Below are 24,784 nucleotides of genomic sequence, written 5' to 3'. Positions count from 1 at the left end.
CCCTTAAATTAGCTAAACACTAATAGCAAACAAAGTTGCCGTTATCTTTACGACGTTCACATTCGCGAGTATAGTTTTCGCAGGCTAGTGCTTTAGTGCGAGATGGCTCACTGATATATTTGCACTCACGCCACTTAGAGCGTAATTCTGTATCTGGGATATCTGCTGAAGGGCCACCAAACATATCGCAACCAGCGAGCGTAATCGTTGTTAGTAATAGTGCTATGGTGCTAAAAGCTCGCATTGTTTACTCCGCTAATAAATATAAACTAAGTTTATAACGCTTTCTTATTGTACAGTAGTGCTAAAGTGCTTTTTAATAAGCAATAACACTAATTTTCAATCCCTACGTCATTAATGTCAATGAAGTTTTTATGATTCAATATCCTAGTATAGAGTCCTTAATAGGGCAAACCCCCCTTGTTCGTTTACAACGAATAAACCCTAATCCATCCAATGAGATACTTCTTAAACTTGAAGGTCAGAACCCTGCAGGATCGGTAAAAGATCGCCCTGCGCTTAATATGATCAATCAAGCAGAATTGCGTGGTGCAATTAAACCCGGTGATAGCTTAATTGAAGCTACTAGCGGTAACACGGGGATTGCTTTGGCTATGGCGGCAGCCATCAAGGGCTATCAGATGCACCTTATTATGCCAGACAACATGAGTGCTGAACGTAAGGCTGCAATGACAGCTTACGGCGCTGTCTTACATACAGTGACAAAGGAAGAGGGCATGGAGAGGGCTCGTGATTTGGCTTACGAAATGCAAGAGCAAGGTCTTGGTATTGTGCTAAATCAATTCGCTAATCAGGATAACCCAAATGCTCACTACATAAGTACAGGACCCGAAATTTGGCAGCAAACATCTGGGAATGTGACGCATTTTGTGAGCTCTATGGGTACAACTGGTACCATCATGGGGGTTTCTCAATACTTAAAAGAGCAGGATGAACAGGTGCAAATTATTGGTTTGCAGCCAAAAGAAGGGGCAAGTATTCCTGGGATAAGGCGTTGGCCCGAAGCGTATCTTCCTTCTATTTTTGATGCCAATCGAGTCGATCAGGTGATGGATATTGGTCAGCAGGATGCTGAAGTCACGATGCGCCGTTTAGCAAAAGAGGAAGGGATATTCTGTGGTGTTTCTTCAGGTGGTTCGGTTTATGCCGCATTAGAGTTATCTAAGCAACTCGAAAATGCAGTAATTGTCGCTATTGTTTGTGATCGCGGTGACCGTTATCTTTCTACCGGAGTATTTGAAGAAGCCGTTAAGTGACTATCTGTTAAGTGTCTGCGTCTCTAGGTCGTGTGTAAACTTATTCATTAAGAGTTTGGAAGAATCATAATTTAAGCTAGAATGTTGCCCCTAAGTGACTGATTTAATGAAAGAGAGTCTCATTTGAGAAGAGATAACACGGCTAGAAAAAAAAAGCCTCAGCCCCGTTTAGGCCCCGTGAAGCTGTTTGATGTAGACGGCTTAACACACGATGCAAAAGGCGTATCTCGTAGCCAAGGTAAGGTGACCTTTGTGGAAGGTGCTTTGCCTGGGGAGCGGGTTGAGGCAAATATTACCAAAACCGGTCGACGGTTTGATGAAGCAGTCGTTAAACGGATTGTGCAAGCCAGCCCCTCTCGAGTATCTCCACCCTGCCAACACTTTCAAGAATGTGGTGGTTGTCGCTTTCAGCATTTGGCTAGCCCACAGCAATTAGAAGCCAAAAGCACTTGGCTGCAAGGTCAGCTTCGAAAAGTATATGATGGTTCATTAGAGGTTCTATCGGATCAGTTCTATCAGTACAGGCGGCGTGCTCGAATCTCAATCCAGTCGAAAAAAGGTCAGTTGAAGATGGGCTTTCGAGCCTCATCCAGTCAAAATATTGTTTCTATTACACAGTGTCATGTGCTCACTACGGCGCTTCAAGAAGTTTTGCACGGGCTTTATGAGAAATTAAAAACGGTTAAGTGGGCCGCAAATGTAGGTCATATTGAACTGCTCGAAGACCAGCTTGGTGTCAGTGTTCTATTTCGTCTAACTGGCAGTATGGAACAGCCTGAGCAATCTTCTTTTGAGGTTTGGTGTGAACAGCAGGGCTGGCAGCTATATTGGCAACATAGCCATGAGCAAAAGGCCATAGTCGCTCATCAACAGTTGCGGAGTTATTCATTAGAAGGTTTAACATTGCACTATCACCCACAAGACTTTGTGCAAATAAACGCAGCCATGAACGATAAAATGGTCGCTCAAGCTTTGGAGTGGCTTCAGCCTAGCCAGTCGGATGTGGTGTTGGATCTTTTTTGTGGAGTGGGTAATTTTTCATTGCCTCTGGCTAAAAAGGCTGGGAAAGTAATAGGTGTAGAATTACAGCAAACAATGGTAGAAGCGGCGCAAAAAAATGCAGATAGTAATCGATTAACAAATGCCTCTTTTGTAACCGCTGACTTAACACAGCCAATTTCTAAGACATTTATAAAGCTTGGTGTCACTAAGGTGTTATTAGACCCTCCTCGTGCTGGGGCATTTGAATGCCTTGATACGTTAATAAAAATGGCACCACAGCAAATTTTGTACGTTTCTTGCAATGCATCTACATTAGCAAGGGACGCTGAGTATTTAGTAGCGAAGGGATATAAAGTGGTTAAGGCGGGGTTGATGGACATGTTTCCTCAAACTTCCCACGTCGAGACCATGATGTTGCTACATAAAACATAGTAAGTTTAAGGCGAACAAATGGTAACGGTAAGAAAAGATCACCCAATTACAGCCGATGGTAGTGTTGATATTGATGCCTGGATGGCTCAATTTTCAGACAAAATAGATGAGTCTTCGCGAGTTCCATTGCGCATGGCATGTGAAGTGTCGCGCCAAGCAGAACAACAAGCCAATAAACCCTCATACTGGGGGGCGCAAGCTAGTACATTTCGTGCTGGGCTTGAAATGGTTGAAATTCTATCGAGTTTCAGAGCAGACCAAGATTCTTTAGTCGCCGCGGCACTGTATCGTAGTGTCCGTGAAGACTTGCTGCCAATCAGTCGTGTGACTGATATGTTTGGGCGCAAAGTGGCCTCTTTAGTTGAGGGAGTCATACGTATGGGAGAGGTGTCAAAAAACCTCAGTGCTGATTCGGCAGCGGAAGTACTAGGTAGTAGCGAAAATCAGCTTGAATCACTGCGTAAAATGCTGGTTTCCATCATTGATGATGTTCGGGTGGTTTTGATCAAACTGGCCGAACGAGCTTGTGCGATTAAAGAAGCCAAATATCAAGACGAAGACCGCCAAGTAACCGTCGCTTTGGAAGTGCAAAGTGTCTATGCCCCCTTAGCGCACAGGTTAGGAATCGGCCATATCAAATGGGAATTGGAAGACCTTTCGTTTCGTTATCTTTACCCAAATGAGTACAAGCGGATTGCAAAGAACTTAGATGAAAAACGTCTTGATCGTCAGCAGTTTATTGATGATGTAATTGATTTGCTGGATACCCGCTTAAAAGCCATTAATATCCATGCGGATCTCATGGGGCGTGCTAAGCATATTTACAGTATTTGGCGCAAAATGAAACGCAAGAACATCAGTTTTGAAGAAGTTTATGATGTTAGAGCCGTAAGAATTTTAGTGGACGAACCCATGGAATGTTATGGGGTATTAGGTATTGTTCATAATCTTTGGACGCCTATTCCACAAGAATTTGATGATTACATTAGCAACCCTAAAACCAATGGTTACCAATCGTTGCACACGGCGGTGATTGGTCCAAACGGACGCGCTGTAGAGATACAAATACGCACTCATAAAATGCATGAAGATGCTGAACTGGGTGTTTGTGCACACTGGAAGTACAAGGGCACGGATTTAAGTTCAAATAGCTCTAGCTATGAAGAAAAGCTCCAATGGCTTAGAACCATTTTAGATTTCCATGAAGTGCAGGGGGATTTGGAGTCCCTATCTGAACAGGTGAAAAGCGACATTGACCAAGATCGTATTTACGTATTTACTCCGGACGGTCATGTGGTGGACTTACCCGTTAATGCAACGCCAGTGGATTTTGCATACCGTGTTCATACTGAAATAGGGCACCGCTGCCGCGGAGCAAAGATCAACGGAAAAATGGTTTCCTTGGTTACTCAGTTGAGTACTGGTGATAAAGTGGAAGTCATTACCACCAAAGAAGGAACGCCAAGCCGAGACTGGCTACACCCATCGCTAGGTTATGTTCAAACAAACAGAGCACGGGCTAAAATTCAAAACTGGTTTAGAAAAGAAGATAGAGAAAAGAACCTTGATGCAGGTAAGCAGCTGTTAGATAAACAGCTCAAGCGTTTAGGAATGGATGACACTAAAATAGATCTTGGAAAAATCGCTGCGCGCTTTAACTTTTCAAATCCTGAAGAAGTTTATGTGGCCTTGGGTGCTGGAGATATCTTGCTTGCTCGGGTGTTACGTACAATAGATGATATCTACCACCTTGACGGTGATTCGAATTCTGCACGGCCTGTGCGTGTCCGTAAAAGTCGCCATAAGTCATCCGATGATGATATTCAAATTCTAGGGGTCGGCAAACTCCTGACACAAATGGCTAAGTGTTGTACTCCTATTCCAGGGGACAGCATTGCAGGATTTATTACACAAGGGCGGGGAGTTTCGATTCATAAGCAAGACTGTGTTAATTTAGCTCAGCTTAATTTAGATGAGCCTCAACGTATTGTGGAAGTCAGTTGGGGAGAAGAGCTAGATAACCTGTATCCGGTAAACATTCAAGTAGAGGCTTATGATCGAACTGGCTTGTTGAACGATATAACAGGTTTGTTAGCGAACGAAAAAGTGAACCTGCTTTCCATGAATACCTTGTCAGCACAAGAAAATAACACCGCCTGTATTCGTTTTACTATTGAAGTGGGCGAGTTGGCTGTATTGAGTAAGTTACTACAACGTATTAACCAATTGCCTAATGTCTTAAATGTATTTAGGGAAAAAGACCATTGAGTCAAAGAATTCAACCATTATTAACCTTAATGGCGTATTTACGAGACCCTGAATTTGGTTGTCCTTGGGATAGAAAGCAGACTATCCAAAGTTTAGCGGCATATACGCTAGAAGAAGCTTATGAGGTTGTCGATGCGATTGCAGAAAGTGATATTTGCCACCTTAAAGAAGAGCTGGGAGATCTGCTTTTTCAGATCGTTTTTTATGCGCAAATAGCAAAAGAAAGCCAGGCCTTTTGCTTTGACGATGTTGTTGATGGCATAGTAACGAAAATGCTGCGCCGGCACCCTCATGTCTTTCCAGATGGAAGCCTAGAAAGTTTTGGCGAGCCTTCTTCATTATCGGAGCAAGATATCTCGCTTGCTTGGCAGCAAATCAAGCAACAAGAAAAAGCAGATAAGAAACCGCTGACAAGCTTATTAGATGAAGTGCCAAATAGTATGCCTGGCTTAATGCAAGCGGTTAAACTGCAAAAGAAAGCCGCAAAAGTGGGCTTTGATTGGTCTGAGCTCGGTCCTGTATTTGCCAAAATACGTGAAGAACTGGACGAATTGGAAGAGGCGTTTCTACAAGGCGATGCATTGAATACGGAGGCGGAAATGGGAGATCTTTTATTTGCTGTTACGAATTTATCTCGTCATTTGAATGTATCGCCAGATATTGCCATTAGTAAAACAAATGCAAAATTTCGCCGCCGATTTGGGCGTGTTGAAGAATTGGTGCTGTCTTCTGGTCAGTGCTTTGAAGACATGTCATTGGAAGAATTAGACCATTATTGGGAGCAGGCCAAAACGGAAGGACTCTAATATGTTCATTTTCGTTTGGTGTGTCCTATTTTAAGTAGGAGGGTAATGTGAACGATCGTCAGGCATCATTAAGAGAAAATGTCAGATTACTAGGGGATTGCTTAGGTGAAACCATGAGTAATCATTTAGGGGAAGGGTTCTTGGAAAAAGTGGAGAACATCCGCCAGCTTTCTAAAGATGGACGCCAAACAGGTGACTCTTCTGCATTGATTGCCGCATTAGAGGACCTAGATGATGGTGAGATTGTTTCGGTTGCACGTGCCTTTAATCAGTTTTTAAATTTATCTAATATTGCTGAACAATATCACCGTGTGCATCGTCGCCGTACCAATGAGAGTTTGGGGGTATACCAAAACCCTATTGGCGATTTGTTGCAACGCCTCGCGGCGCAAAACCATAGTGCAGAGCAAATGGTAGAAGCGTTACAAACGCAGTCAATAGAACTTGTGCTTACTGCTCACCCGACTGAAGTGGTTCGTCGTTCTTTAATTCGAAAGTACGACAACATTTCAAATGAGCTTGAAGCCCTTGATAAAGACAACATTCTGCCGCTTGAAGAGACCAAGCATATACGTCGCTTAAAAGAAATTATCACTCAAGCTTGGCATACGGATGAGATTCGTGAAGAAAGACCAACCCCTGTGGATGAAGCTAAATGGGGTTTTGCCGTTATTGAACAATCCTTATGGCAAGCCGTGCCACGCTTTTTTCGTCAGCTTGATGAGCAATTTAGCCAATACTCTCAAGATGAGCATTTGCCACTGGATTTAGCGCCTATTCGATTTGCTACTTGGATGGGAGGGGATCGCGATGGTAACCCTAACGTGACTCATAAAGTGACCAAAGAGGTTTCTTTACTGGCTCGTTGGATGGCAGCGGATTTGTATATTAAAGATCTCTCGGAGCTTCGTTCTGAATTCTCAATGATTCAGTGCAATCAGGCTTTACGTGACCGTGTCGGTGACAGTGCTCAGCCTTACCGTGAGGTATTGCGGGATCTAGAGAATCGAATGATCGCCACAAAACAATGGGCAAAAAATTGTTTAGATGGTAAGAATGTGTCAACCCAAGGCATTATGCTAACCAGTAAAGAGCTTATTGATGATCTTGTGCTGTGTTATCAATCTTTGATTGACTCAGGTATGAAGGTGATTGCTAATGGTTCGTTATTAGACCTAATTCGTTGTGCAGCCACCTTTGGTATGACACTTGCCAAGCTCGATGTACGTCAAGATGCCTCACGTCATATTGATGCTTTATCTGCCATTACTCGTTTTTACGGGCTAGGAGATTACGCAGAATGGGACGAAGCCTCTAGACAAGCATTCTTATTAACCGAGCTAAACTCAAAACGACCTCTACTGCCTTTGGAATGGACGCCCACAGAAGAAGTGAGAGAGGTGCTCGATACCTTTGCAATGATTGCTCAAGGTGAAGAAAATTCTTTTGGTTCCTATGTGATTTCTATGGCAAGTGCACCATCAGATGTATTAGCCGTTGCCTTGATGCTCAAAGAGTCCGGAGTGAGCTTTCCAATGCGCATTGCTCCTTTGTTTGAAACCTTGGCAGATTTAGACAATGCTGAGCCTATAATTGAGCAACTTTTCTCACTGCCTTGGTATAAAGCCTATATAAATGGGCGTCAAGAAGTCATGATTGGTTACTCTGACTCAGCGAAAGATGCGGGGCAAATTGCGGCAACTTGGGGGCAGTACCGAGCTCAAGAGGCCTTGACCAAACTCTGTAAAAAACACGGGGTACACCTTACCTTATTTCACGGTCGCGGTGGTACCGTTGGGCGTGGTGGTGGTCCTGCTCATGTGGCTATTTTATCTCAGCCACCAGGATCTGTTAACGGCGCTATACGTGTTACAGAGCAAGGTGAAATGATCCGCTTTAAATTTGGTATTCCTGATATTGCGGTTCGATCTTTAGAGCTTTATTGCTCGGCTGTGATGGAAGCAACTTTGTTGCCAGCCGAAGAGCCAAAAGCCGAATGGCGTGCCATTATGGATGAAATGGCCGAAGTCGGTATGAACCAATATCGCTCCATTGTACGGGGTCACAAAGACTTTGTGCCTTACTTTAGATCAACAACACCAGAGCAAGAGTTGGCAAAACTTCCATTGGGTTCTCGTCCAGCGCGCCGTCGTTCGGATGGCGGAGTGGAAAGTTTACGGGCGATTCCTTGGATTTTTGCCTGGATGCAGATTCGTTTAATGCTACCAGCTTGGCTTGGGGCTGAAAGCGCTTTAGAGCAGGCAATTGAAACTGGGAATTTAGAAAAACTGAGAGAAATGCATCAAAATTGGCCTTTCTTCGGTGCTTATCTAGACATGCTTGATATGGTGCTAGCCAAATCAGAGCCTGAAATTGCTGAATACTATGAGAAGCGTTTGGTGTCGGAGGAATTGTGTGGCTTAGGTCAATTGCTGCGCAATAAGCTAGCGCAAGTCAGTAACTTAGTGAAACAGCTGAAAGAACAAGAAAGGTTGATCGAAGATAATAAAACCATTCGACAATCCATCGATGTGCGAAACCCTTACATTGATCCGCTGCATTATCTACAAGCTGAACTGCTTTATCGTAGCCGTAAGAACGATGAAAACCCTGCGGTAAATAAAGCATTGATGATTGCCATGGCTGGCATAGCAAGTGGTATGCAAAATACAGGCTAACTTATGTACAAAATGCGCATATAGTCACTATATGCGCAATATATACGAAAAAAATCTGCGCTAAATTTGCATAATTGGCTATTGCTTGGGTATGCTTGGCGACCATTATTTTTTTAGTTTGTAATCGATCTGTTAGAGAAAGCTCGGTGGTGTGAAATTAAGCACTACCAAGCTTATCGAGAAGGATGATTATGTTTCAGTGAAATGCTGATATTTGGAGACATGTTATGCGAATAATATTATTAGGAGCACCGGGTGCTGGTAAAGGCACGCAAGCACAATTTATTACTGAAGAGTTTGGGATTCCTCAAATTTCTACCGGTGACATGTTACGGGCTGCGGTTAAGGCTGGCACAGAATTAGGCCTAAAGGCCAAAGCGGTTATGGATGCTGGTCAGCTTGTGTCTGATGATATTATTATCGGTTTGGTTAAAGAGCGCTTAACACAGGCTGACTGTGAGAAAGGTGCTTTGTTTGATGGTTTTCCTCGTACCATTCCGCAAGCGGATGCTCTAAAAGAAGCCGGTGTAAAAATCGATTACGTGGTTGAAATTGATGTTGCTGATGAAGAAATTGTTAGCCGTATGAGTGGCCGACGAGTCCATGAAGCGTCTGGTCGTACTTACCATGTGGTTTACAACCCGCCTAAAGTAGAAGGGCTGGATGACGTAACAGGTGAGGCGCTGATTCAACGCGCGGATGATACGGAAGAAACGGTACGTAAACGTTTGGGTGTTTACCATGAGCAGACTGCACCACTTATTGGCTATTACCAAGATTGGCTAAAAGCAGATGCCAATAATGCCCCTAACTTTGTGACAGTAAATGGCGTTGGTAATCTAAATGAAATTAAGCAAAGCTTGTTGTCATCTCTAAAGGCTTAATACTTTTATGACTGCAATACTTGCTGTTGACACTTCAACGCCAGCTTGTTCTGTGGCGTTGAATATAGATGGTGTGGTTCTTGAAGACTTTCGCATAGCGCCACGCCAACACAATGCTCTTGTACTGCCTATGATAGAGCAACTCTTAGCGCAAGCTAGCCTTACTTTACCTGATCTAGATGCGATCGCCTTTGGGCGTGGTCCAGGCTCCTTCACTGGTCTTAGAATCAGTGCGGGTGTCGTACAAGGGCTTGCCTACGGAGCGGACTTACCCGTGATTCCTGTTTCTACCTTAGAAGCTATGGCATTAGAGGCATTCCAGAAAACTGGCCAGCCAGCATGGTTATCTGCCCTTGATGCGCGGATGGGAGAGGTTTACTTAGGTGGCTTTCTACTGGATAAGCAAGACGGACGCTATCAGATACAAACTCTATTTCAAGAACGCGTTGCCAAGCCTACTGATCTGCCTGCTTTTGAGCACTCTTTTGGTGGTGTGGGCTCTGGATGGTGTTATCAAGATGAATTGTCAAATCGAATGCCAATTCGTCCTGAACAGATACTAGTAGACATAGCGCCACGGGCAGCTTGTATGGCCGAGTTAGCCATGCTGGCCTACCAAAGGGAAGAGTGGGTGAGTGCTTATGAGGCTATCCCAACCTATTTAAGGGATGAAGTGACCTGGGAAAAACAGGCTCCGCGTATAGGGAAACGCTAAAACATGTTGTGGTACCACATTGTTATACTGTCCTTGATTCAAGGGTTAACGGAATTTCTGCCGATTTCGAGTTCGGCCCATTTGATATTACCCGCACAGGTTCTGGCTTGGCCTGATCAAGGGCTGGCTTTTGATGTTGCTGTGCACATAGGTACCTTGATTGCCGTAGTAGGCTATTTTCGCCATGATATAGTGCAGCTTTTCCGGGCTTGGTGTACCTCTTTAGTTGAAAAGCAACAAACTGCAAACAGCCGTCTGGCTTGGTGGGTGATATTAGCGACAATTCCTGCTTGTGTGGTCGGAGCGGTTTTTGGTGATTTCATTGAGCTGCATTTACGTTCGATTGAGGTTATTGCTTATACAACCATTGGTTTTGGCGTATTGCTGTGGATGTCAGATAGGTTTGCGGCCAGCAAGAAAACGGAAATAGACTTTTGTTTTAAAAGCGTGTTAATGATTGGCCTGGCTCAAGCATTGGCTTTAGTTCCTGGCACTTCTCGTTCAGGTATTACTATGACAGCTGCGCGCTTTCTGGGTTTTACTCGCCAATGCTCGGCACGCTTCTCCTTTTTGTTATCGATACCGTTGATTTTAGCGGCAGGCAGTTTGAAATTACTTGAGCTAATGGCAACTGATATAGCGGTGGACTGGCAAAGTTTGTTTTATGGTGTGCTTCTGTCTGCTATCAGTGCGTATTTATGTATTTACCTGTTTTTAAAATGGATAAATACCATAGGTTTTATGCCCTTCATGCTGTATAGACTCGTATTAGGCGGTTTGCTACTCTTAATCGTGTATCAATCTTAGGAAAAGTAAGAGGCTTGCATTGCAAATAAATTCGCAATTTCCCGTTCCTGCCAGTGGTGGATTTAGTCACTCGTTACCAGTAACCAGCTCACCTTCTAATGCTGTGCAGGCTCAGTCTTTATCAGCTCAAAATAGCAGTTCGGTACAAGAGTTTGATCGTGTTATGTCACAACAGGAAAGCCGCTTTTCGCCTTATGGGCAGTTTAGTTTTCAAACTCAGAATGCGTTAAATGCTTATCAAGCGACAGAGTCCTTAGCCTCTGATAACCCTCGCGCGAGCTTGGTTGGGGTAGATATTTTTGCATGATCATCACTCATTGGCGGTAGCAACCAGTCATTCTGATCTGGTTGTTGCAAGCCAAGCGTTAGCGGAACGGCTCGACTTACCCTTTCTTTTTCTCGATGCTCCTCTTAAGTTTGTTTCTGACTATGAATACCTTTTGCTCAAAGGTTATGACGGTATTGCTATTGCGAAAACGGGCAAGGCAGCGCCGAAGCCTGTGCAAGTAGATTTTGCCTCGGGTGCAGTAGATCATAGAAGGCGTTTTGGTGGAGGTAAAGGACAAGATATTGCTAAAGCCGTAGGTTTGAATAAACGAGCTAATATCAACGTTTTGGATGCAACAGCGGGTTTAGGCCGCGATGCTTTTGTGTTAGCTGGTTTGGGGTGTTCATTAAGTCTGTGTGAGCGAGTGCCTTTTGTACGAAGTTTATTGAAAGATGGTTTGTTAAGAGGGCTAGAGCAGTCTGAAATAGCCGATATCATCGCCAGAATGACATTGCTTGAGCAAGAGATGCAGGCTCTACCTGATCATCCACTGTATGATGTGGTGTACCTAGATCCCATGTTTCCACATATGGAGAAATCCAGTGCTGCTGCAAAAAAAGAAATGGCTTTCTTTCGAGATTTAGTGGGCGCTGATTTAGATGCGGATGAGTTGTTGCCGAAGGCTCTTAAACTTGCCAAATATAGGGTAGTGGTGAAACGGCCTAAGTCTGCCCCTTATTTAAATCAAACGTCCCCTACTTATCAACTTGATGGTAAATCGGGACGGTTTGATGTCTATGTAATAAAGTCCTTTGATCAAGACTGCTGATATTTAATAATGGGGCGGGCGTTCATTTTCAATGCTAGGCTCATTCTGCTCTTGCTGTTGGCGGTAGCTTTCTAATTGCTTGCTCACAAGCGTAAGTTTTTCTTGTAATAGCAACAGGTCTTTCTGCTGGCTAATAAGGGCTGTATTCAAACTGTCTATTACATCTTCTTGAAATTGTAGCTTAATTTCTAATTCATCAATACGTTCTAACGTATCTGAGGTGTTCATTAGTGGCATCTGTGTGGTAACCTTAAAGGGTTAAACCCTTATATATTTAGCCTTTTTGTACGCTTTTATGTGAAAGTCTTTACTAAATCGTAAAGTAAAGAGGAATCTGTTTTTCTATAGAGTGGGGCATTTTACTATTATCTGTTGCCACTTCCTATGAAGATTTCTAAATGGGTTTAATGATTTTTGCTGTATTAAAACATTATTATGAAGTGTGTTGTTAATCTTGGCCGCTTCAATTTACATTAATTTTTAATTTGATAAAGAGACATAGTTATGAGTGATCATCAGGAAAATGTTACGCGCAATACTGGATCTTCTGCTGGTTCAAATTTATTTTCTATTCGCACCTTAGTTGTAAGTGTTGTTATTGCCTTAATTTCTGCTGTAGTTATGGCCAGTGTATTAAAGCAAGACATAGCGGCAAACTTTTTGGTTTATTTTGGTTTTATATTCGTGTCTGTTTATGTGGGAGCGGTATTAAGTTTAAGCAAACCCACAGGTACGCAATCAGCCTCTGAAAGTGATGAAGATGACGACAGAGAGCAAGGCACGGTAAAATGGTTTAACTCTTCTAAAGGGTTTGGTTTTTTGACTATGGAAAATGGTGATGATGTGTTTGTTCATTACCGTGCTATTCGTGGTCGTGGTCGCCGTTTCTTAGTTGAGGGGCAGCAAGTGCGCTTTTATGTCACCGAAGGTGAGAAAGGTAAGCAAGCTGAAAACGTTTCAATCATTCGCGGTTAGTCGCATAGAATAAGGGTTATTTATCATGGCAACAGTTACATTAAAAGGGACTCCATTTGAAACCGTAGGCAGTCTTCCTGCCGTTGGCACTGCTGCGCCAAGTTTTGAGTTGGTTAAAACAGATCTTTCGACAGCAACACTTGCGGATTATAAAGGCCAAAAATTGGTTTTAAATATCTTTCCGTCTGTTGATACCCCAACGTGTGCGACTTCAGTTCGTAAGTTCAATGAGTCTGCGGCTTCTTTAAAGAATGTGAGCGTGATCTGTGTGTCTGCTGACCTACCATTTGCTGCCGCTCGTTTTTGTGGCGCAGAAGGTATCGATCATGTTGATACTGGTTCTAGTTTCCGTTCGTCTTTTGGTGAGGACTATGGTGTGACCTTCTCTACTGGTCCACTGGCGGGTATCTTGTCTCGTGCAATCGTTGTAGTAGACGAATCTGGTCAGGTTATCCATACTGAGCAAGTGGCGGAAACCGCTGATGAGCCAAATTATGAAGCTGTATTAGCCTTATTAGCTTAGTTTTGTACTAATCGAAAACTAAAAACCAGCCCTTTGAAGGGCTGGTTTTTTTATAGGTGGAGTGTCTTGTTAGCAGGCTACTTCCAAATAAAGGGCCCTGAGCCGTCTTTATTGACGCGCCACCATTGATCAGGATCCTGGTCGCCTTCTTCTTCCCAACCTTGGTAATTGCAGCGAACTTCATGCTCAAGAGCGGTAAATGCTTGTTGAGCGCATTCCATATCTGTCGACCATGGTGTTTTGTCAGAGTCAAACCAAATTGAGGTGAAGCGTTTTCCTGCAGCTTTTTCCAAAATGGTCACATTGATCTCTTGGCCTTGATGCGAGAGGGTTAATTTGACGCTGTCGCTTGTTACGTTTTGCTTATTGATGACGGTAAAGTCAGTATTAAGCCACTCGACTATCGTCTCGGTCGGACAAGACAAAACATAGATTTCAATATCAGGTTGCATTATCGTCATCCTTTTTGCTGATCATATGATAAAGCCTTAGTACACTCATAGAAAGGTAACCAATTAGGGTCCATAGTATACCAGCTCCAGAAACGATTAGACCAAATAAAGCTAGAACTTCTTGGCTAATGGAGCTGGTGATTACCTTGTCAGAAACCATGATTATCAGGGCGCCAAAGAGAAAAATAAGGCCTCCCTGTACCATTCTCATGATGGCCAGTTTTGGATTGTTGCCTAGCTTTAGGGCTAGGCGATGAAGAGACCTTTTAATTGACATGTTTTATTTTGTAAAAAGGTTTTCAAGGATTTTTTGATAGATGCTAGACAGCTGATTAAGGCTCTCTGCGTCAACACATTCATTGATTTGGTGGATGGTGGCATTGATAGGTCCTAGCTCCACGACTTGGGTACCCATTTTAGCAATAAAGCGGCCATCCGATGTCCCTCCAGAGGTAGATAACTCAGGAGTGATATCTACGGTATTTTGAACGGCATCGACAATAGCATCAACCAGCTCCCCTGGACGTGTTAAAAATGGTAGGCCATTGTAGGTCCAGTCAATATCGTAATTTAATTGGTGTTTATCGAGAATCTGAGTGACGCCCGCTTTTAATTTGTCGAAGTCTAACTCTGAAGAAAAGCGGAAATTGAACTGAGCCTTTAGCTCCCCTGGTACCACATTAGTAGCCCCTGTACCTGCTTGAATATTCGATACTTGAAAGCTGGTCGGAGGAAAGAAGTCATTGCCATCGTCCCATTGTGTATTGGCCATTTCGTCTAAGGCTGGGGCGGCTAAGTGGATTGGATTCTTGGCTAGGTGTGGGTAAGCAACATGACCCTGCTTGCCATAGACGGTTAAGTCTCCACTGAAAGAGCCACGGCGACCATTTTTTATGATGTCGCCAAGCTGCTTGGTGCTAGATGGTTCACCGACGATACACCACTCCATTTTTTCATCTCGTTCCATGAGGGTGTCGACAACTCTTGTTGTGCCGTCTACAAATGGACCTTCTTCATCGCTGGTAATCAAAAAGGAGATGTAACCTGGGTGGTTTGGGTTGGCTTTAACAAACCCTTCTACTGCAGTGATCATAGCGGCAAGGCTGCCTTTCATGTCAGCCGCACCTCGCCCATATAAAATGCCGTCAATAATTTCTGGCTTAAAAGGAGGAACTTTCCACTCCTGTTCTGGGCCAGAAGGAACCACATCGGTATGACCTGCAAAACACAGATTTGGGCCTGAAGTGCCCCGTTTGGCGTAAAAGTTTTTCACATCACCAAAGGGCATTTCTTCGACAGTAAAACCTAATGCCTTGAGTCTTTCTATCATAACATCTTGGCAACCTGCATCTTCAGGTGTAACAGAAGGGCGGGACATAAGATCAAGGGCGAGTTTGAGGGTTGGAGACAAGTCAGTCATTCTTTACCTTTGTGTTTGTTTTCGTTACCTTATAGGTTGTTTGCTATAATAGCAGAGCAATCCTTAAAGGTGGGGTTATGAAATTAGGTTCTACGCTTTTCTTGGTTTTGATGTTATCCGGTTGCAGTCTTTTTACCGAAAAGACGGTGGTTCAAGAGTCTTATTTTGTGCCTGTTATTCGCTCGGATATCTCATCTGCTGGTTATATTCCAAGTGTGACTCCTAATGTAAATCCAGGACGATCCAAAGAGCGTCCGAGGATTTATACACCGGTATTACGTTAAGAGCCAAATTTTTCGCAGTATACTGTCTCGTTGAAGCCTAGAATAAATTCACCGTTAGAAAGAATTAAAGGTCTTTTAACGATGGATGTGTTCTCAAGTATGATGTGAAGCGCCAATTCGTCATTCATGGCGTTTTTAACATCATCATCTAGTTTACGCCAAGTGGTACCACGCTTGTTAATCAGTACCTCCCAGCCCAGCTCGGTGAGCCATTGGTGTGCTAGTTGTTCTGTCAAAGCGCCTTTTTTGTAGTCATGGAATTCATACGCAAGTTGCTTTTCTTCCAGCCAGCGAAAGGCTTTCTTCATGCTGTCACAATTTTTTATGCCGTAAATTTGGATCATTTTCTGCCTTAAAGAGGCCGCTTTAACTTCGCTTAAAACGGCCTGTCCAGATTAGTTATGAGCGTGAAGGGCGTCGTTCAAAGCAATGGCAGCTTTGTTCGTTTTGCACTCAATCGCGCCAGTTTGAGAGTTGCGACGGAATAACAGATCATTTTGGCCTGACAGATCGCGGGCTTTCACCGTCGAGACCAGTTGATTGTCTTCGTCTAACACTTTTACTTTGGTGCCAGCGGTAATATATAGGCCCGCTTCAACCGTGCAACGGTCTCCTAAACCAATGCCAATACCTGCGTTCGCACCGATTAGGCATTGCTCTCCTACGCCAATGACAATGTTACCGCCACCAGACAAGGTTCCCATTGTAGAGCAGCCACCACCTAGGTCAGAGCCGTTACCAACAACAACTCCTGCAGAAATACGGCCTTCTACCATGCTGGTGCCTAATGTGCCTGCATTAAAGTTAACAAAGCCTTCGTGCATGACTGTAGTACCTTCACCTAGGTGTGCCCCAAGACGGATACGCGATGCATCACCAATACGAACGCCAGTTGGCACCACGAAGTTCACCATTTTAGGGAACTTATCTACGCTAAATACTTCAATTGTGCGGCCTTCCATACGTGCAGACAGTTGGCGATCGGCGAGCTCTTTTACATCGATAGGGCCTTCGCTTGTCCAGGCGGTGTTGACCAACAAGCCAAACATGCCGTCTAACACTGTGTTGTGTGGTTGTACTAAGCGCTGCGAAATAAGTTGTAGTTTTAGATACACTTCAGCAGGGTTGCTCGGTGCGCTATCTTCGGCTAATACACATAACACTACAGGCTGAGTAGAAGCTTTAAGGCGAGACGCCAGTTCAGCCTGTTCAATGTCACCGGCTTTGAGTAAGCTCATATGTAGGCGATTTAAATCACTTTCGTCCAACACTAAAGTGTCGTTACCAGTTTCGTAATTGGTGCTTTCAATTAAGGCATCAAGGGTTTCTTTAGTGATTTGCGTTTTAGGTGTTGGGTAGAAGACCTCTAGCCAATTGCCTTCTTTGTTTTGTGTGCCAATACCTAAACCGTAGGCGAAAAGAGTGTCGCTCATTCGTTATCTCCAAAATGTTTGCTGTTGCTTAAAATTAATTATTACTGATGACGTTTCACAAAATTGCAAATGCGTTGGGCTGCTTCTATGCACTCTGATTCTTCTGCTACCAGAGCCATGCGTACGTGCTTATTGCCCGGATTACCTGCTTTTGTGTCGCGTCCTAAATAGCTACCTGGTAAAACCAATACGGCTTCTTCTTGGTATAGTTTTATACAGAACTCTTCATCATCCATGTCTAGCTGTGGCCATAAATAAAAGCCCGCTTCGGGTTTCTGAACCGTCATTACTGGAGACAAAATCTCCAATACTTGTTGAAATTTACGAGTGTAGATTGCGCGGTTTTCTACGACATGCTCTTCATCATTCCAAGCGGTAATAGAGGCTTCTTGATGGTGGTTTGGCATGGCGCAGCCTTGATAGGTACGATACAGCAAAAAGGGTTTTAACAGTTCAGCATCGCCTGCTACAAAGCCAGAACGTAAACCTGGTAAATTTGAGCGCTTCGAAAGAGACTGAAAAATTAAACAGTGTTTATAATCTGTGTTGCCAAGTTGCTGACAAGCCTCTAACAAGCCTAAAGGTGCTGTGTCATCAAAGTAGATCTCTGAGTAGCATTCGTCAGCAATGATGGTGAAATCAAAGGTTTTAGCCTTTTCAAGTAAGTAGGCATATTCTTCTAAGGTAGTCACAGTGCCAGTTGGGTTGTTTGGTGAGCAAACAAACAGCATTTCGCAGTCTTGCCATACCTCATCGCTAACACTTTTATAGTCTATTTTGTAATGATGCTCCGCTGCACAAGGTAAGTAGTGTAAGCGAGCGTCAGCGAGAATGCCTGCGCCTTCATAAATTTGATAAAAAGGGTTAGGACTGACGACTAGAGGATTTGCTTTTCCACCAACGAGTGTTTGGGTAATGGCAAACAATGCTTCACGAGTACCAGTTACGGGCAGCACTTGTGTGTCGCTATCTAGTTGCTTTAATGAAAAGCGAGTCTTACACCAGTTTGCAATGGTGTCACGCAGATCTTTTTCGCCTTTTGTGGTCGGATATTTGCTCACACCAGATAGGCTCTTAGCTAGTGTATCTAAAACAATGCCTGGCGGCTGGTGCTGGGGCTCACCAATCGTCAGCTTGATGAGCGGTAACGCAGGGTTTGGCTGGGTATCTGCAAGTAGCTCAGCCAGTTTTTGAAACGGGTATGGGTGCAGTGAATGAATAAGTGGGTTCATTTAGTTTATTCCATAGACTGAGAGAAGCGGTCGATCTTTTCTTTAAGCAATTGACAAATGCTATCCATTTGGTCGCTGTCAGTGATTAGGTCGCCATTTTCTTCGGTAATATAAAAAGTGTCTTCAACTCGTTCGCCAATGGTGGCGATCTTGGCTTTATGAAGCATAATATTTTGATTCATAAAAAATTGACCAATGAGTGCCAGTAAGCCAGGTCGGTCAGGCGCGGTTACTTCTAAAGCAGACCACACTTCTTCTGGCTGACTAACGAAGTGGGCAGTTGCCGGGGAGTTGAAAATCTTTAAAATTCGTGGTGTATGACGTTGTACAACGCTGGCGTAAGAGTTAGGGGCATCAAGTTGTTCGGTAAGAGTTTCACGGATGAGGTTAATGCGAGTTTGATCTAGGTGTAAATCTGTGCTGTTCTCGTCGCTATCCATCACCACAAAAGTGTCTAGCGAGTAATGCGTGTTAGTGACACTGATTTTTGCGTCTAAAATGGTAAAACCAAGCTGCTCAAAAATAGCCGTAATAACGGCGAACAAGTGTCTGTTTATCTTGGTATAAATAAAGACTTTACTGGCGCCAGAAAAATTTCGACCTCCGAGCGGGGTGATGGCCACAAGGGGTTTTTCGCTAGGTGCGTGAGCCAAAATGGCTTCTGTGTTCCAAGCAATTTCATCGCCCGTGGAGCGAATAAAATATTCGTCTTCAATGGTTTGCCAGAGCTGCTCGGCAACGACGAGATCTATGTTTTTTTCAATTAGAATTTCGAGTGCACGTTGTTTGTGCTCATCGCTCAGCATTTCAGCATCAATTGGCGCATCCAAGCCGCGTCGTAAGGCGCGTTTGGTTTCCAAATATAATTGGCGCATAAGAGAGGCGCGCCAACTATTCCACATGGTGGGGTTAGTTGCATTGATGTCTGCTACGGTAAGAATGAACAAATAATCAAGGTGCTCTTGATCTTTCACAAAACTGGCAAATTCCCAGATGACTTCTGGGTCCGAAATGTCCTTGCGTTGTGCGGTAACCGACATATAGAGGTGGTTGCGCACTAGCCAAACGATAAGGTCAGTGTCTCTCTTTGATAAGCCATGTTGCTCACAAAAGGCTTGTGCGTCAACGCAACCAAGTTCCGAGTGATCTCCGCCACGCCCTTTGGCAATATCATGATATAAACCGGCAATGTAGAGTAGTTCTACATTAGGTATGTGGCGAATGGCCTGTGAAGATATAGGAAATGTCTGCCTTGCCTCCGGAAGCCTGAGGCTACGTAAGTTTTCTACTAACTGTAGAGTGTGTGCATCAACCGTATAGATATGAAATAAATCGTGCTGCATTTGGCCAATAATGGCGCCAAATTCGGGGAGATAGCGACCAAGTAAGCCAAGGTGTTTCATGGAGCGTAAAATGCTGGTAAGTCGATAGCGGCTGGCGATTATTTCTAAGAATAGATCTGTGTTGGTCTTGTCTTGGCGGAAGTCGTCATCAATTAGGTCTAGGTTGTCTCGTAATTGGCGCATGGTGTTAGCGCGAATGCCCTGAATATTCTCGTGCTGTCCAAACAGAACGTAGAGTTCGAGCATGCAAGAAGGGGTGTCTTGAAAAAGGTTTTCTCTTCGTGCTTCCAATTGACTATTAAACACTTGGAAGCGCTCGTTAATTATGAAGACATTCTCTTCTGCGTTAGTAGGAAGAAAAGCTTCTTCAAAATGTTGAAGCAATAGGTCATTGAGCTGCTGAATTGCAGCAACACTTTGGTAGTAGCCTTGCATAAAGCGTTCAACATTACGCTTTAGATCTAGGTCATCAAAGCCAAAGAGCTTCGCGAGGGTTCTTTGGTGGTCAAATAGCAGTCGATCTTCTTTGCGCCCCGCTATGGTGTGTAAGGCCCATCGAATACGCCACAAGTGACCCACTGCACCTTTTAGCTGCACGTATTCTTCTTCTGACAGGAAGTTTTCTTCAATGAGTTGGCTTAGTCTGTGAGTGCCCAGGTGGCGCTTTGCTACCCAATCAATAACCTGCATATCACGCAATCCACCTGGGCACTCTTTGAGGTTAGGTTCAAGGTTGTAAGCGGTGTTCTGGTATTTGTTGTGGCGTTGCTTCTGTTCTTCTAGCTTGGCTTGAAAAAAAGAGTGGCCATCCCACATGTGTTGCACATCAACTTGAGCTTTGAGTTCGTTTAAAATCTGCTCCGGCCCAAACAAGGTGCGAGACTCTATTAGATTGGTGATTACCGTGATGTCATCGGCGGCGAGTGAGGCGCATTCCGCAATGGTGCGCACGCTATGTCCAACATCTAGGTTGATGTCCCATAAAAACGTAATAAAAGCTTCGAGTTTCTCGGTTGGGAGGTCTGATTTATCAGCACTGAGGATGAGTAAGTCAATATCTGATTTAGGGTGTAGCTCTCCGCGTCCGTATCCTCCCACCGCAATTAAGCTCACCTGTGCTTCTTGATCTAAGCCTTTGGCGATCCAAACAGCCTTTAGGGCTTCGTCATAAACGATGGAAAGGCCTTTAACGAGTTTTTCTATAGGATAAAGAGAATGAAATAAGTCGTTATAGGCGTCGGTTGTCTCCTTGAGTACCTGTTTATAGTAGCTGATAGGACAATTAGGATCTGACAGTGTTTTTATTTCTTCAGGTGTTAATAGCGGCGGAGCGTCTGGAAAAGCAGGGAAACCCATATCAAATGCCTCGGAAAATGCTAAGGAAAAGTAACCATGTTGTGCTGATTATTGTGTCAGCCTAATTGGCGCTTTGCTAGGCAAAGCGCGTTTCTTCAGGGCGTCGAGTTAATACTTCCACACCCTCTGTTGTGACTAAAAGAGTGTGTTCATATTGTGCCGACAAGCGACCATCTTTAGTTTTGGCTATCCAATTGTCTAACCCTGTGTGTTTGACCGATTTTTTACCAGCATTGATCATTGGCTCTATGGTAAATGTCATACCTTCTTCAAGTACATAGCCTGTGCCGGGTTTTCCATAGTGGGCTACTTGGGGCTCGCCGTGAAATGTGGTCCCTATGCCGTGGCCACAGTATTCTTCTACAACAGAGTAGTGGTGTTTATGAGCATAAGCTGCGATGGCTGCGCCAATGTCGCCTAGTCGTGCGCCTGGTTTTACCATATCGATCGCAAGGTATAGGCTTTCCTGAGTGATTTTGGCGAGACGCTCTGCGTGAGGCAATGGTTGGCCTGCAAAGAACATTTTGCTGGTATCCCCATAGTAGCCATCTTTAATGATGGTAATATCAATGTTAACCACATCGCCTTTTTTCAGAGCTTTGTCGTTTGGAATGCCGTGACAAATGACATCGTTAACGGATGTACAACATGATTTTGGAAAGCCGTGGTAGTTCAGGGGCGCTGGAATGGCGCCTTGGGTCCCAACAATGTAGTTGTGGGCAATAATGTCTATTTGCTCTGTCGTAACACCTGGTACAACGAATTCCTCAAGCATAACCAAAACGTCTGCAGCCAGCTTACCTGCCGTGCGCATGCCCTCAATGTCGCTGATATCTGTAAAGCGTGTCGCAGCGCTGCGTGGTGTTGCTGCTGGGCAGGTTAAACGACCGTCTTTGGTCAATTCTTCGACTTTTTGTAGGATTTCATTACTCATAATAAAACTGTCTTAATTTAATGCTATCAATGTTGGTGGCTATTCTACATGACTTAGCTGCGATTATCGCCACCTTAGGTGAAAAAACAGAAGCTAAGTGCAGAATGTGACGGCGAAGTCTTTTTGTTTTGGGTGGGATGTGGTATAAAACGCCCGCTTGAATAACGATCTTGTTAGCCAAGTGACAATCTATTAAAAACTAACGATCTTGCCACATAAAAAAGAAGTGTCTGGGGTGTCATTGGTTGCTTTAAACCTTGTTTGACTGATGCTTTGAGTTGGTAAGCTAAATAACCCAAATGAAAGGAAAGTAAAATGCCTACAGTTTCTATGCGCGACCTATTACAGGTTGGTTCACACTTTGGTCACCAAACTCGTTACTGGAACCCAAAAATGAAGCCATTCATCTTTGGTGCTCGTAACAAGATTCATATCATCAACCTTGAGCATACTGTTCCAGCTCTTAATGAAGCTCTAGAGCTTGTTAAGAAAATGGCTGAAAACAAAAACAAGGTGTTGTTTGTTGGTACTAAGCGTGCTGCGTCTAAAACAATCAAAGAGCAAGCTATTCGCTCTGGTATGCCTTACGTAAACCACCGTTGGTTAGGTGGTATGTTGACTAACTACAAAACAATCCGTACTTCAATCAAGCGTCTGCGTGACCTTGAAGGACAAATGACGGATGGTACTTTCGACAAGCTGACTAAAAAAGAAGCTTTGATGCGTACTCGTGAGCTTGAAAAACTTGAGCTTTCTATGGGTGGTATCAAGGACATGGGTGGTCTGCCTGACGTATTGTTCGTAGTTGATGTAGATCACGAGCGTATTGCTATCAAAGAAGCAAACAAATTGGGTATCCCTGTTATCGGTATCGTTGATACTAACAGTAACCCAGATGGTATCGATTACATCATCCCAGCAAATGACGATGCTATTCGCGCTGTTCAATTGTACGTTTCTGCTTTCGCAGATGCTGTATTAGAAGGCCGTGCGGAAACAGCTGGAAGCGCTGACGAATTCGTTGAAGTAAGCGAAGCTGCTGCAGAAACGACTACTGAAGCGTAATAGCACGTAAAGTGTCATGGTTTCAAAAGGGAGGTTGTTGCCTCCTTTTTTAAATTTGCATTGTATTAAAGAGGAATTGACATGGCCGCAGTATCTGCAGCATTAGTAAAAGAGCTACGTGAGCGTACTGGCTTAGGCATGATGGAGTGTAAAAAAGCACTTGTCGCTGCTAACGCTGATATCGAAGTAGCAATCGAAGAGCTTCGTAAATCAAGTGGTATGAAGGCTGCTAAAAAAGCAGGTCGTACTGCAGCAGAAGGTACTATCGTTATGCGTGTTGCTGACGATGCATCTTACGGCGTATTGGTTGAAGTCAACTCTGAAACAGATTTTGCTTCTCGTGACGAAGGGTTCGTTGCTTTTGCAAACAAAGTTGCTGATGTTGTTTTCGAAACAAAAGAAACTAACATGGAAACTTTGCTTGCTGGTGAAATCGGTGAGGCGCGTGAAGCTTTGGTTCAAAAAATCGGTGAAAACATCACGCCACGTCGTGCTGTGATCATTGAAGGTGGTCTGATTGGCGGTTACCTACACGGTAATGGTCAAATTGCTGTGCTTTCTCAGTTGGAAGGCGGTGATGCAGAATTAGCTAAAGATGTTTCTATGCACGTGACAGCTGTTGCTCCACGCGTTGTTAAAGGCGAAGACATGCCTGCAGACATCCTAGCGAAAGAAGAAGAGATCATTCGTGCGCAGCCAGATATGGCGGGTAAGCCTGCTGAAATCGTTGATAAGATGATTGTTGGTCGTATCAAGAAATTCTTGGCAGAAAACAGCTTGCTAGAGCAACCTTTCGTTAAGAACCCAGAAATCAAAGTGGGTCAACTTGTGAAAGATGCTGGTGCTACAGTTACTTCATTCGTTCGCTTGGAAGTGGGTGAAGGTATTGAAGTTGAAGATGTAGACTTCGCAGCAGAAGTGGCGGCACAGCTTAAAGGCTAAGCCCCAACTCTTTGTTGTACGAAAAATAAAAGGGGCAGTTTACTGCCCCTTTTTATGATATGCGAATTACTTTAGTTAAGTCTGTGGTCTTAAATAAGGTATTCTTATAAAGAAACCATTGCCGGAGGTTGATATGTCCAACGAAAAAAATCCAAATTACAAACGTATACTTCTAAAGTTGAGTGGTGAAGCCCTAATGGGGGATGAAGCCTTTGGTATTGACCCAAAAGTATTAAACCGTATTGCCCTTGAAATCGGTCAGCTTCGCGGTATTGGTGTAGAGGTTGGTATTGTAATAGGTGGTGGTAATCTCTTTCGTGGTCAGGCTCTAAGTCAAGCGGGTATGGATCGTGTAACGGGAGATCACATGGGAATGTTGGCAACCGTAATGAATGCTTTGGCTATGCGCGATGCGTTAGAGCGTGCAAATATTGCAACACGAGTGATGTCTGCAATCACTATGACGGGCATTGTTGAACCTTACGACCGCCGTCGTGCCATGCGACTCATGAAAGAAGGTGATGTGTTGATCTTCTCTGCGGGAACCGGTAACCCATTTTTCACTACAGACTCTGCCGCATGTTTGCGCGGTATTGAGGTAAATGCTGATGTGGTGTTAAAAGCAACAAAAGTAGATGGTGTTTACTCCGCCGACCCAATGAAAGACCCAGAAGCCGTGAAATATGATACATTAGGCTATGATGAAGTTTTAGAAAAACAGTTAGGCGTCATGGACTTGACTGCAATATGTCTAACCCGTGACCACAATATGCCAATTCGAGTTTTCAATATGAATAAGCCGGGCGCCTTGGTGAATATCATGGTAGGTGGTAATGAAGGCACTCTGATTAAGTGAGGA

General features: G+C 44.0%; 26 protein-coding genes. 16 read left to right on the top strand and 10 right to left on the bottom strand.

The window, feature by feature from the left end; translation table 11 throughout:
- Window positions 1-19 precede the first annotated feature (19 nt).
- Window positions 20-244: a hypothetical protein gene (locus tag ACYVGZ_RS14915; protein ID WP_460757319.1), complete on the bottom strand. Its 225-nt coding sequence runs from the start codon at window positions 242-244 to the stop codon at window positions 20-22.
- Window positions 245-374: 130 nt separating this feature from the next.
- On the opposite strand from ACYVGZ_RS14915, the gene cysM reads away from it, so the two are divergent.
- From cysM to ACYVGZ_RS14865, 10 genes are all read left to right on the top strand, one after another.
- Entirely contained in the window at window positions 375-1,277 is a 903-nt protein-coding gene (gene cysM / locus ACYVGZ_RS14910; RefSeq protein WP_460757316.1) for a cysteine synthase CysM, read from the top strand.
- Between the two features lie 123 nt (window positions 1,278-1,400).
- Entirely contained in the window at window positions 1,401-2,711 is a 1,311-nt protein-coding gene (gene rlmD / locus ACYVGZ_RS14905) for a 23S rRNA (uracil(1939)-C(5))-methyltransferase RlmD (protein ID WP_460757314.1), read from the top strand.
- A gap of 18 nt (window positions 2,712-2,729) precedes the next feature.
- Window positions 2,730-4,979: a GTP diphosphokinase gene (gene relA, locus ACYVGZ_RS14900; RefSeq protein WP_460757311.1), complete on the top strand. Its 2,250-nt coding sequence runs from the start codon at window positions 2,730-2,732 to the stop codon at window positions 4,977-4,979.
- Window positions 4,976-5,785, top strand: coding sequence for a nucleoside triphosphate pyrophosphohydrolase (gene mazG / locus ACYVGZ_RS14895; RefSeq protein ID WP_460757308.1), 810 nt, complete (start codon window positions 4,976-4,978; stop codon window positions 5,783-5,785). Before relA ends, mazG begins: the two co-directional genes overlap by 4 nt.
- 47 nt (window positions 5,786-5,832) lie before the next feature.
- On the top strand, window positions 5,833-8,463 hold the full coding sequence (ppc, locus tag ACYVGZ_RS14890) for a phosphoenolpyruvate carboxylase (protein ID WP_460757305.1): 2,631 nt from the start codon (window positions 5,833-5,835) through the stop codon (window positions 8,461-8,463).
- A gap of 227 nt (window positions 8,464-8,690) precedes the next feature.
- On the top strand, window positions 8,691-9,347 hold the full coding sequence (gene adk / locus ACYVGZ_RS14885) for an adenylate kinase (RefSeq protein WP_460757302.1): 657 nt from the start codon (window positions 8,691-8,693) through the stop codon (window positions 9,345-9,347).
- A 7-nt stretch (window positions 9,348-9,354) separates the two neighbouring features.
- On the top strand, window positions 9,355-10,062 hold the full coding sequence (gene tsaB, locus ACYVGZ_RS14880) for a tRNA (adenosine(37)-N6)-threonylcarbamoyltransferase complex dimerization subunit type 1 TsaB (RefSeq protein ID WP_460757300.1): 708 nt from the start codon (window positions 9,355-9,357) through the stop codon (window positions 10,060-10,062).
- Between the two features lie 3 nt (window positions 10,063-10,065).
- Window positions 10,066-10,869: an undecaprenyl-diphosphate phosphatase gene (locus ACYVGZ_RS14875; RefSeq protein ID WP_460757297.1), complete on the top strand. Its 804-nt coding sequence runs from the start codon at window positions 10,066-10,068 to the stop codon at window positions 10,867-10,869.
- Between the two features lie 19 nt (window positions 10,870-10,888).
- Window positions 10,889-11,176 carry a hypothetical protein gene (locus tag ACYVGZ_RS14870; RefSeq protein ID WP_460757295.1) on the top strand — a complete coding sequence of 96 codons (288 nt, stop codon included), beginning with the start codon at window positions 10,889-10,891 and terminating at the stop codon, window positions 11,174-11,176.
- The gene (locus tag ACYVGZ_RS14865) at window positions 11,169-11,966 is read left to right on the top strand and encodes a class I SAM-dependent methyltransferase (protein ID WP_460757292.1); all 798 of its coding nucleotides are present in this window, start codon (window positions 11,169-11,171) and stop codon (window positions 11,964-11,966) included. Before ACYVGZ_RS14870 ends, ACYVGZ_RS14865 begins: the two co-directional genes overlap by 8 nt.
- Window positions 11,967-11,969: 3 nt before the next feature.
- Here the strand turns inward: ACYVGZ_RS14865 and ACYVGZ_RS14860 are convergent, their stop codons facing one another.
- The gene (locus ACYVGZ_RS14860; RefSeq protein ID WP_460757290.1) at window positions 11,970-12,194 is read right to left on the bottom strand and encodes a SlyX family protein; all 225 of its coding nucleotides are present in this window, start codon (window positions 12,192-12,194) and stop codon (window positions 11,970-11,972) included.
- 276 nt (window positions 12,195-12,470) lie between these two features.
- Between ACYVGZ_RS14860 and ACYVGZ_RS14855 the strand changes: the two genes are divergently transcribed.
- Window positions 12,471-12,941: a cold-shock protein gene (locus tag ACYVGZ_RS14855; protein ID WP_460757287.1), complete on the top strand. Its 471-nt coding sequence runs from the start codon at window positions 12,471-12,473 to the stop codon at window positions 12,939-12,941.
- 25 nt (window positions 12,942-12,966) lie between these two features.
- A complete protein-coding gene (gene tpx, locus ACYVGZ_RS14850) occupies window positions 12,967-13,464 on the top strand; it encodes a thiol peroxidase (RefSeq protein ID WP_460757284.1) in 498 nt (165 codons plus the stop codon).
- A gap of 77 nt (window positions 13,465-13,541) precedes the next feature.
- Here tpx and ACYVGZ_RS14845 read toward each other — a convergent pair whose 3' ends face one another.
- Genes ACYVGZ_RS14845 through dapE form a run of 3 tightly spaced genes read right to left on the bottom strand, consistent with a single transcriptional unit; the run spans window position 13,542 to window position 15,336 of the window.
- Complete coding sequence (locus tag ACYVGZ_RS14845) at window positions 13,542-13,916, bottom strand: hypothetical protein (protein WP_460757282.1); 375 nt, start codon at window positions 13,914-13,916, stop codon at window positions 13,542-13,544.
- Window positions 13,906-14,193: a hypothetical protein gene (locus ACYVGZ_RS14840; protein WP_460757281.1), complete on the bottom strand. Its 288-nt coding sequence runs from the start codon at window positions 14,191-14,193 to the stop codon at window positions 13,906-13,908. Before ACYVGZ_RS14840 ends, ACYVGZ_RS14845 begins: the two co-directional genes overlap by 11 nt.
- Before the next feature lie 3 nt (window positions 14,194-14,196).
- Window positions 14,197-15,336, bottom strand: coding sequence for a succinyl-diaminopimelate desuccinylase (dapE, locus tag ACYVGZ_RS14835; RefSeq protein WP_460757278.1), 1,140 nt, complete (start codon window positions 15,334-15,336; stop codon window positions 14,197-14,199).
- A 77-nt stretch (window positions 15,337-15,413) separates the two neighbouring features.
- On the opposite strand from dapE, the gene ACYVGZ_RS14830 reads away from it, so the two are divergent.
- Window positions 15,414-15,620, top strand: coding sequence for a hypothetical protein (locus ACYVGZ_RS14830; protein ID WP_460757275.1), 207 nt, complete (start codon window positions 15,414-15,416; stop codon window positions 15,618-15,620).
- On the opposite strand, the gene ACYVGZ_RS14825 is transcribed toward ACYVGZ_RS14830, so the two are convergent.
- The 5 genes from ACYVGZ_RS14825 to map form a co-directional block, all read right to left on the bottom strand.
- Window positions 15,617-15,964 (bottom strand): ArsC family reductase, encoded by a 348-nt coding sequence (locus tag ACYVGZ_RS14825; RefSeq protein ID WP_460757272.1) that lies wholly within the window; start codon window positions 15,962-15,964, stop codon window positions 15,617-15,619. The two genes, ACYVGZ_RS14830 and ACYVGZ_RS14825, sit on opposite strands and share 4 nt — an antisense overlap.
- A gap of 51 nt (window positions 15,965-16,015) precedes the next feature.
- On the bottom strand, window positions 16,016-17,053 hold the full coding sequence (gene dapD, locus ACYVGZ_RS14820) for a 2,3,4,5-tetrahydropyridine-2,6-dicarboxylate N-succinyltransferase (RefSeq protein WP_460757270.1): 1,038 nt from the start codon (window positions 17,051-17,053) through the stop codon (window positions 16,016-16,018).
- Window positions 17,054-17,094: 41 nt separating this feature from the next.
- On the bottom strand, window positions 17,095-18,285 hold the full coding sequence (gene dapC / locus ACYVGZ_RS14815; RefSeq protein ID WP_460757267.1) for a succinyldiaminopimelate transaminase: 1,191 nt from the start codon (window positions 18,283-18,285) through the stop codon (window positions 17,095-17,097).
- Between the two features lie 5 nt (window positions 18,286-18,290).
- Complete coding sequence (glnD, locus tag ACYVGZ_RS14810; RefSeq protein ID WP_460757265.1) at window positions 18,291-20,984, bottom strand: [protein-PII] uridylyltransferase; 2,694 nt, start codon at window positions 20,982-20,984, stop codon at window positions 18,291-18,293.
- A gap of 76 nt (window positions 20,985-21,060) precedes the next feature.
- Window positions 21,061-21,918, bottom strand: a complete 858-nt coding sequence (gene map, locus ACYVGZ_RS14805) for a type I methionyl aminopeptidase (protein ID WP_460757263.1) — start codon at window positions 21,916-21,918, stop codon at window positions 21,061-21,063.
- A 315-nt stretch (window positions 21,919-22,233) separates the two neighbouring features.
- Between map and rpsB the strand changes: the two genes are divergently transcribed.
- The 3 genes from rpsB to pyrH all read left to right on the top strand — a co-directional run bounded on the left by rpsB (window position 22,234) and on the right by pyrH (window position 24,781).
- Window positions 22,234-22,983: a 30S ribosomal protein S2 gene (gene rpsB, locus ACYVGZ_RS14800; RefSeq protein WP_460757261.1), complete on the top strand. Its 750-nt coding sequence runs from the start codon at window positions 22,234-22,236 to the stop codon at window positions 22,981-22,983.
- Between the two features lie 81 nt (window positions 22,984-23,064).
- Window positions 23,065-23,925 carry a translation elongation factor Ts gene (gene tsf / locus ACYVGZ_RS14795; RefSeq protein ID WP_460757258.1) on the top strand — a complete coding sequence of 287 codons (861 nt, stop codon included), beginning with the start codon at window positions 23,065-23,067 and terminating at the stop codon, window positions 23,923-23,925.
- Window positions 23,926-24,058: 133 nt separating this feature from the next.
- Window positions 24,059-24,781 carry a UMP kinase gene (gene pyrH / locus ACYVGZ_RS14790; protein ID WP_460757255.1) on the top strand — a complete coding sequence of 241 codons (723 nt, stop codon included), beginning with the start codon at window positions 24,059-24,061 and terminating at the stop codon, window positions 24,779-24,781.
- The last annotated feature ends 3 nt before the right edge of the window (window positions 24,782-24,784 follow it).

The sequence above is a fragment of the Marinomonas epiphytica genome (assembly GCF_054780655.1).
Note: the sequence above shows the minus strand (reverse complement) of the source record. Positions and strands in the feature narration are given on the sequence as shown.

Bases quoted from the DNA above. Each gene is read 5' to 3' on its own strand.
- ACYVGZ_RS14915 (WP_460757319.1), bottom strand. From the start codon at position 244: ATGCGAGCTTTTAGCACCATAGCACTATTACTAACAACGATTACGCTC.
- cysM (WP_460757316.1), top strand. From the start codon at position 375: ATGATTCAATATCCTAGTATAGAGTCCTTAATAGGGCAAACCCCCCTT.
- relA (WP_460757311.1), top strand. From the start codon at position 2,730: ATGGTAACGGTAAGAAAAGATCACCCAATTACAGCCGATGGTAGTGTT.
- adk (WP_460757302.1), top strand. From the start codon at position 8,691: ATGCGAATAATATTATTAGGAGCACCGGGTGCTGGTAAAGGCACGCAA.
- tsaB (WP_460757300.1), top strand. From the start codon at position 9,355: ATGACTGCAATACTTGCTGTTGACACTTCAACGCCAGCTTGTTCTGTG.
- ACYVGZ_RS14875 (WP_460757297.1), top strand. From the start codon at position 10,066: ATGTTGTGGTACCACATTGTTATACTGTCCTTGATTCAAGGGTTAACG.
- ACYVGZ_RS14860 (WP_460757290.1), bottom strand. From the start codon at position 12,194: ATGAACACCTCAGATACGTTAGAACGTATTGATGAATTAGAAATTAAG.
- ACYVGZ_RS14855 (WP_460757287.1), top strand. From the start codon at position 12,471: ATGAGTGATCATCAGGAAAATGTTACGCGCAATACTGGATCTTCTGCT.
- tpx (WP_460757284.1), top strand. From the start codon at position 12,967: ATGGCAACAGTTACATTAAAAGGGACTCCATTTGAAACCGTAGGCAGT.
- ACYVGZ_RS14845 (WP_460757282.1), bottom strand. From the start codon at position 13,916: ATGCAACCTGATATTGAAATCTATGTTTTGTCTTGTCCGACCGAGACG.
- ACYVGZ_RS14840 (WP_460757281.1), bottom strand. From the start codon at position 14,193: ATGTCAATTAAAAGGTCTCTTCATCGCCTAGCCCTAAAGCTAGGCAAC.
- dapE (WP_460757278.1), bottom strand. From the start codon at position 15,336: ATGACTGACTTGTCTCCAACCCTCAAACTCGCCCTTGATCTTATGTCC.
- ACYVGZ_RS14830 (WP_460757275.1), top strand. From the start codon at position 15,414: ATGAAATTAGGTTCTACGCTTTTCTTGGTTTTGATGTTATCCGGTTGC.
- ACYVGZ_RS14825 (WP_460757272.1), bottom strand. From the start codon at position 15,964: ATGATCCAAATTTACGGCATAAAAAATTGTGACAGCATGAAGAAAGCC.
- dapD (WP_460757270.1), bottom strand. From the start codon at position 17,053: ATGAGCGACACTCTTTTCGCCTACGGTTTAGGTATTGGCACACAAAAC.
- dapC (WP_460757267.1), bottom strand. From the start codon at position 18,285: ATGAACCCACTTATTCATTCACTGCACCCATACCCGTTTCAAAAACTG.
- glnD (WP_460757265.1), bottom strand. From the start codon at position 20,984: ATGGGTTTCCCTGCTTTTCCAGACGCTCCGCCGCTATTAACACCTGAA.
- map (WP_460757263.1), bottom strand. From the start codon at position 21,918: ATGAGTAATGAAATCCTACAAAAAGTCGAAGAATTGACCAAAGACGGT.
- rpsB (WP_460757261.1), top strand. From the start codon at position 22,234: ATGCCTACAGTTTCTATGCGCGACCTATTACAGGTTGGTTCACACTTT.
- tsf (WP_460757258.1), top strand. From the start codon at position 23,065: ATGGCCGCAGTATCTGCAGCATTAGTAAAAGAGCTACGTGAGCGTACT.
- pyrH (WP_460757255.1), top strand. From the start codon at position 24,059: ATGTCCAACGAAAAAAATCCAAATTACAAACGTATACTTCTAAAGTTG.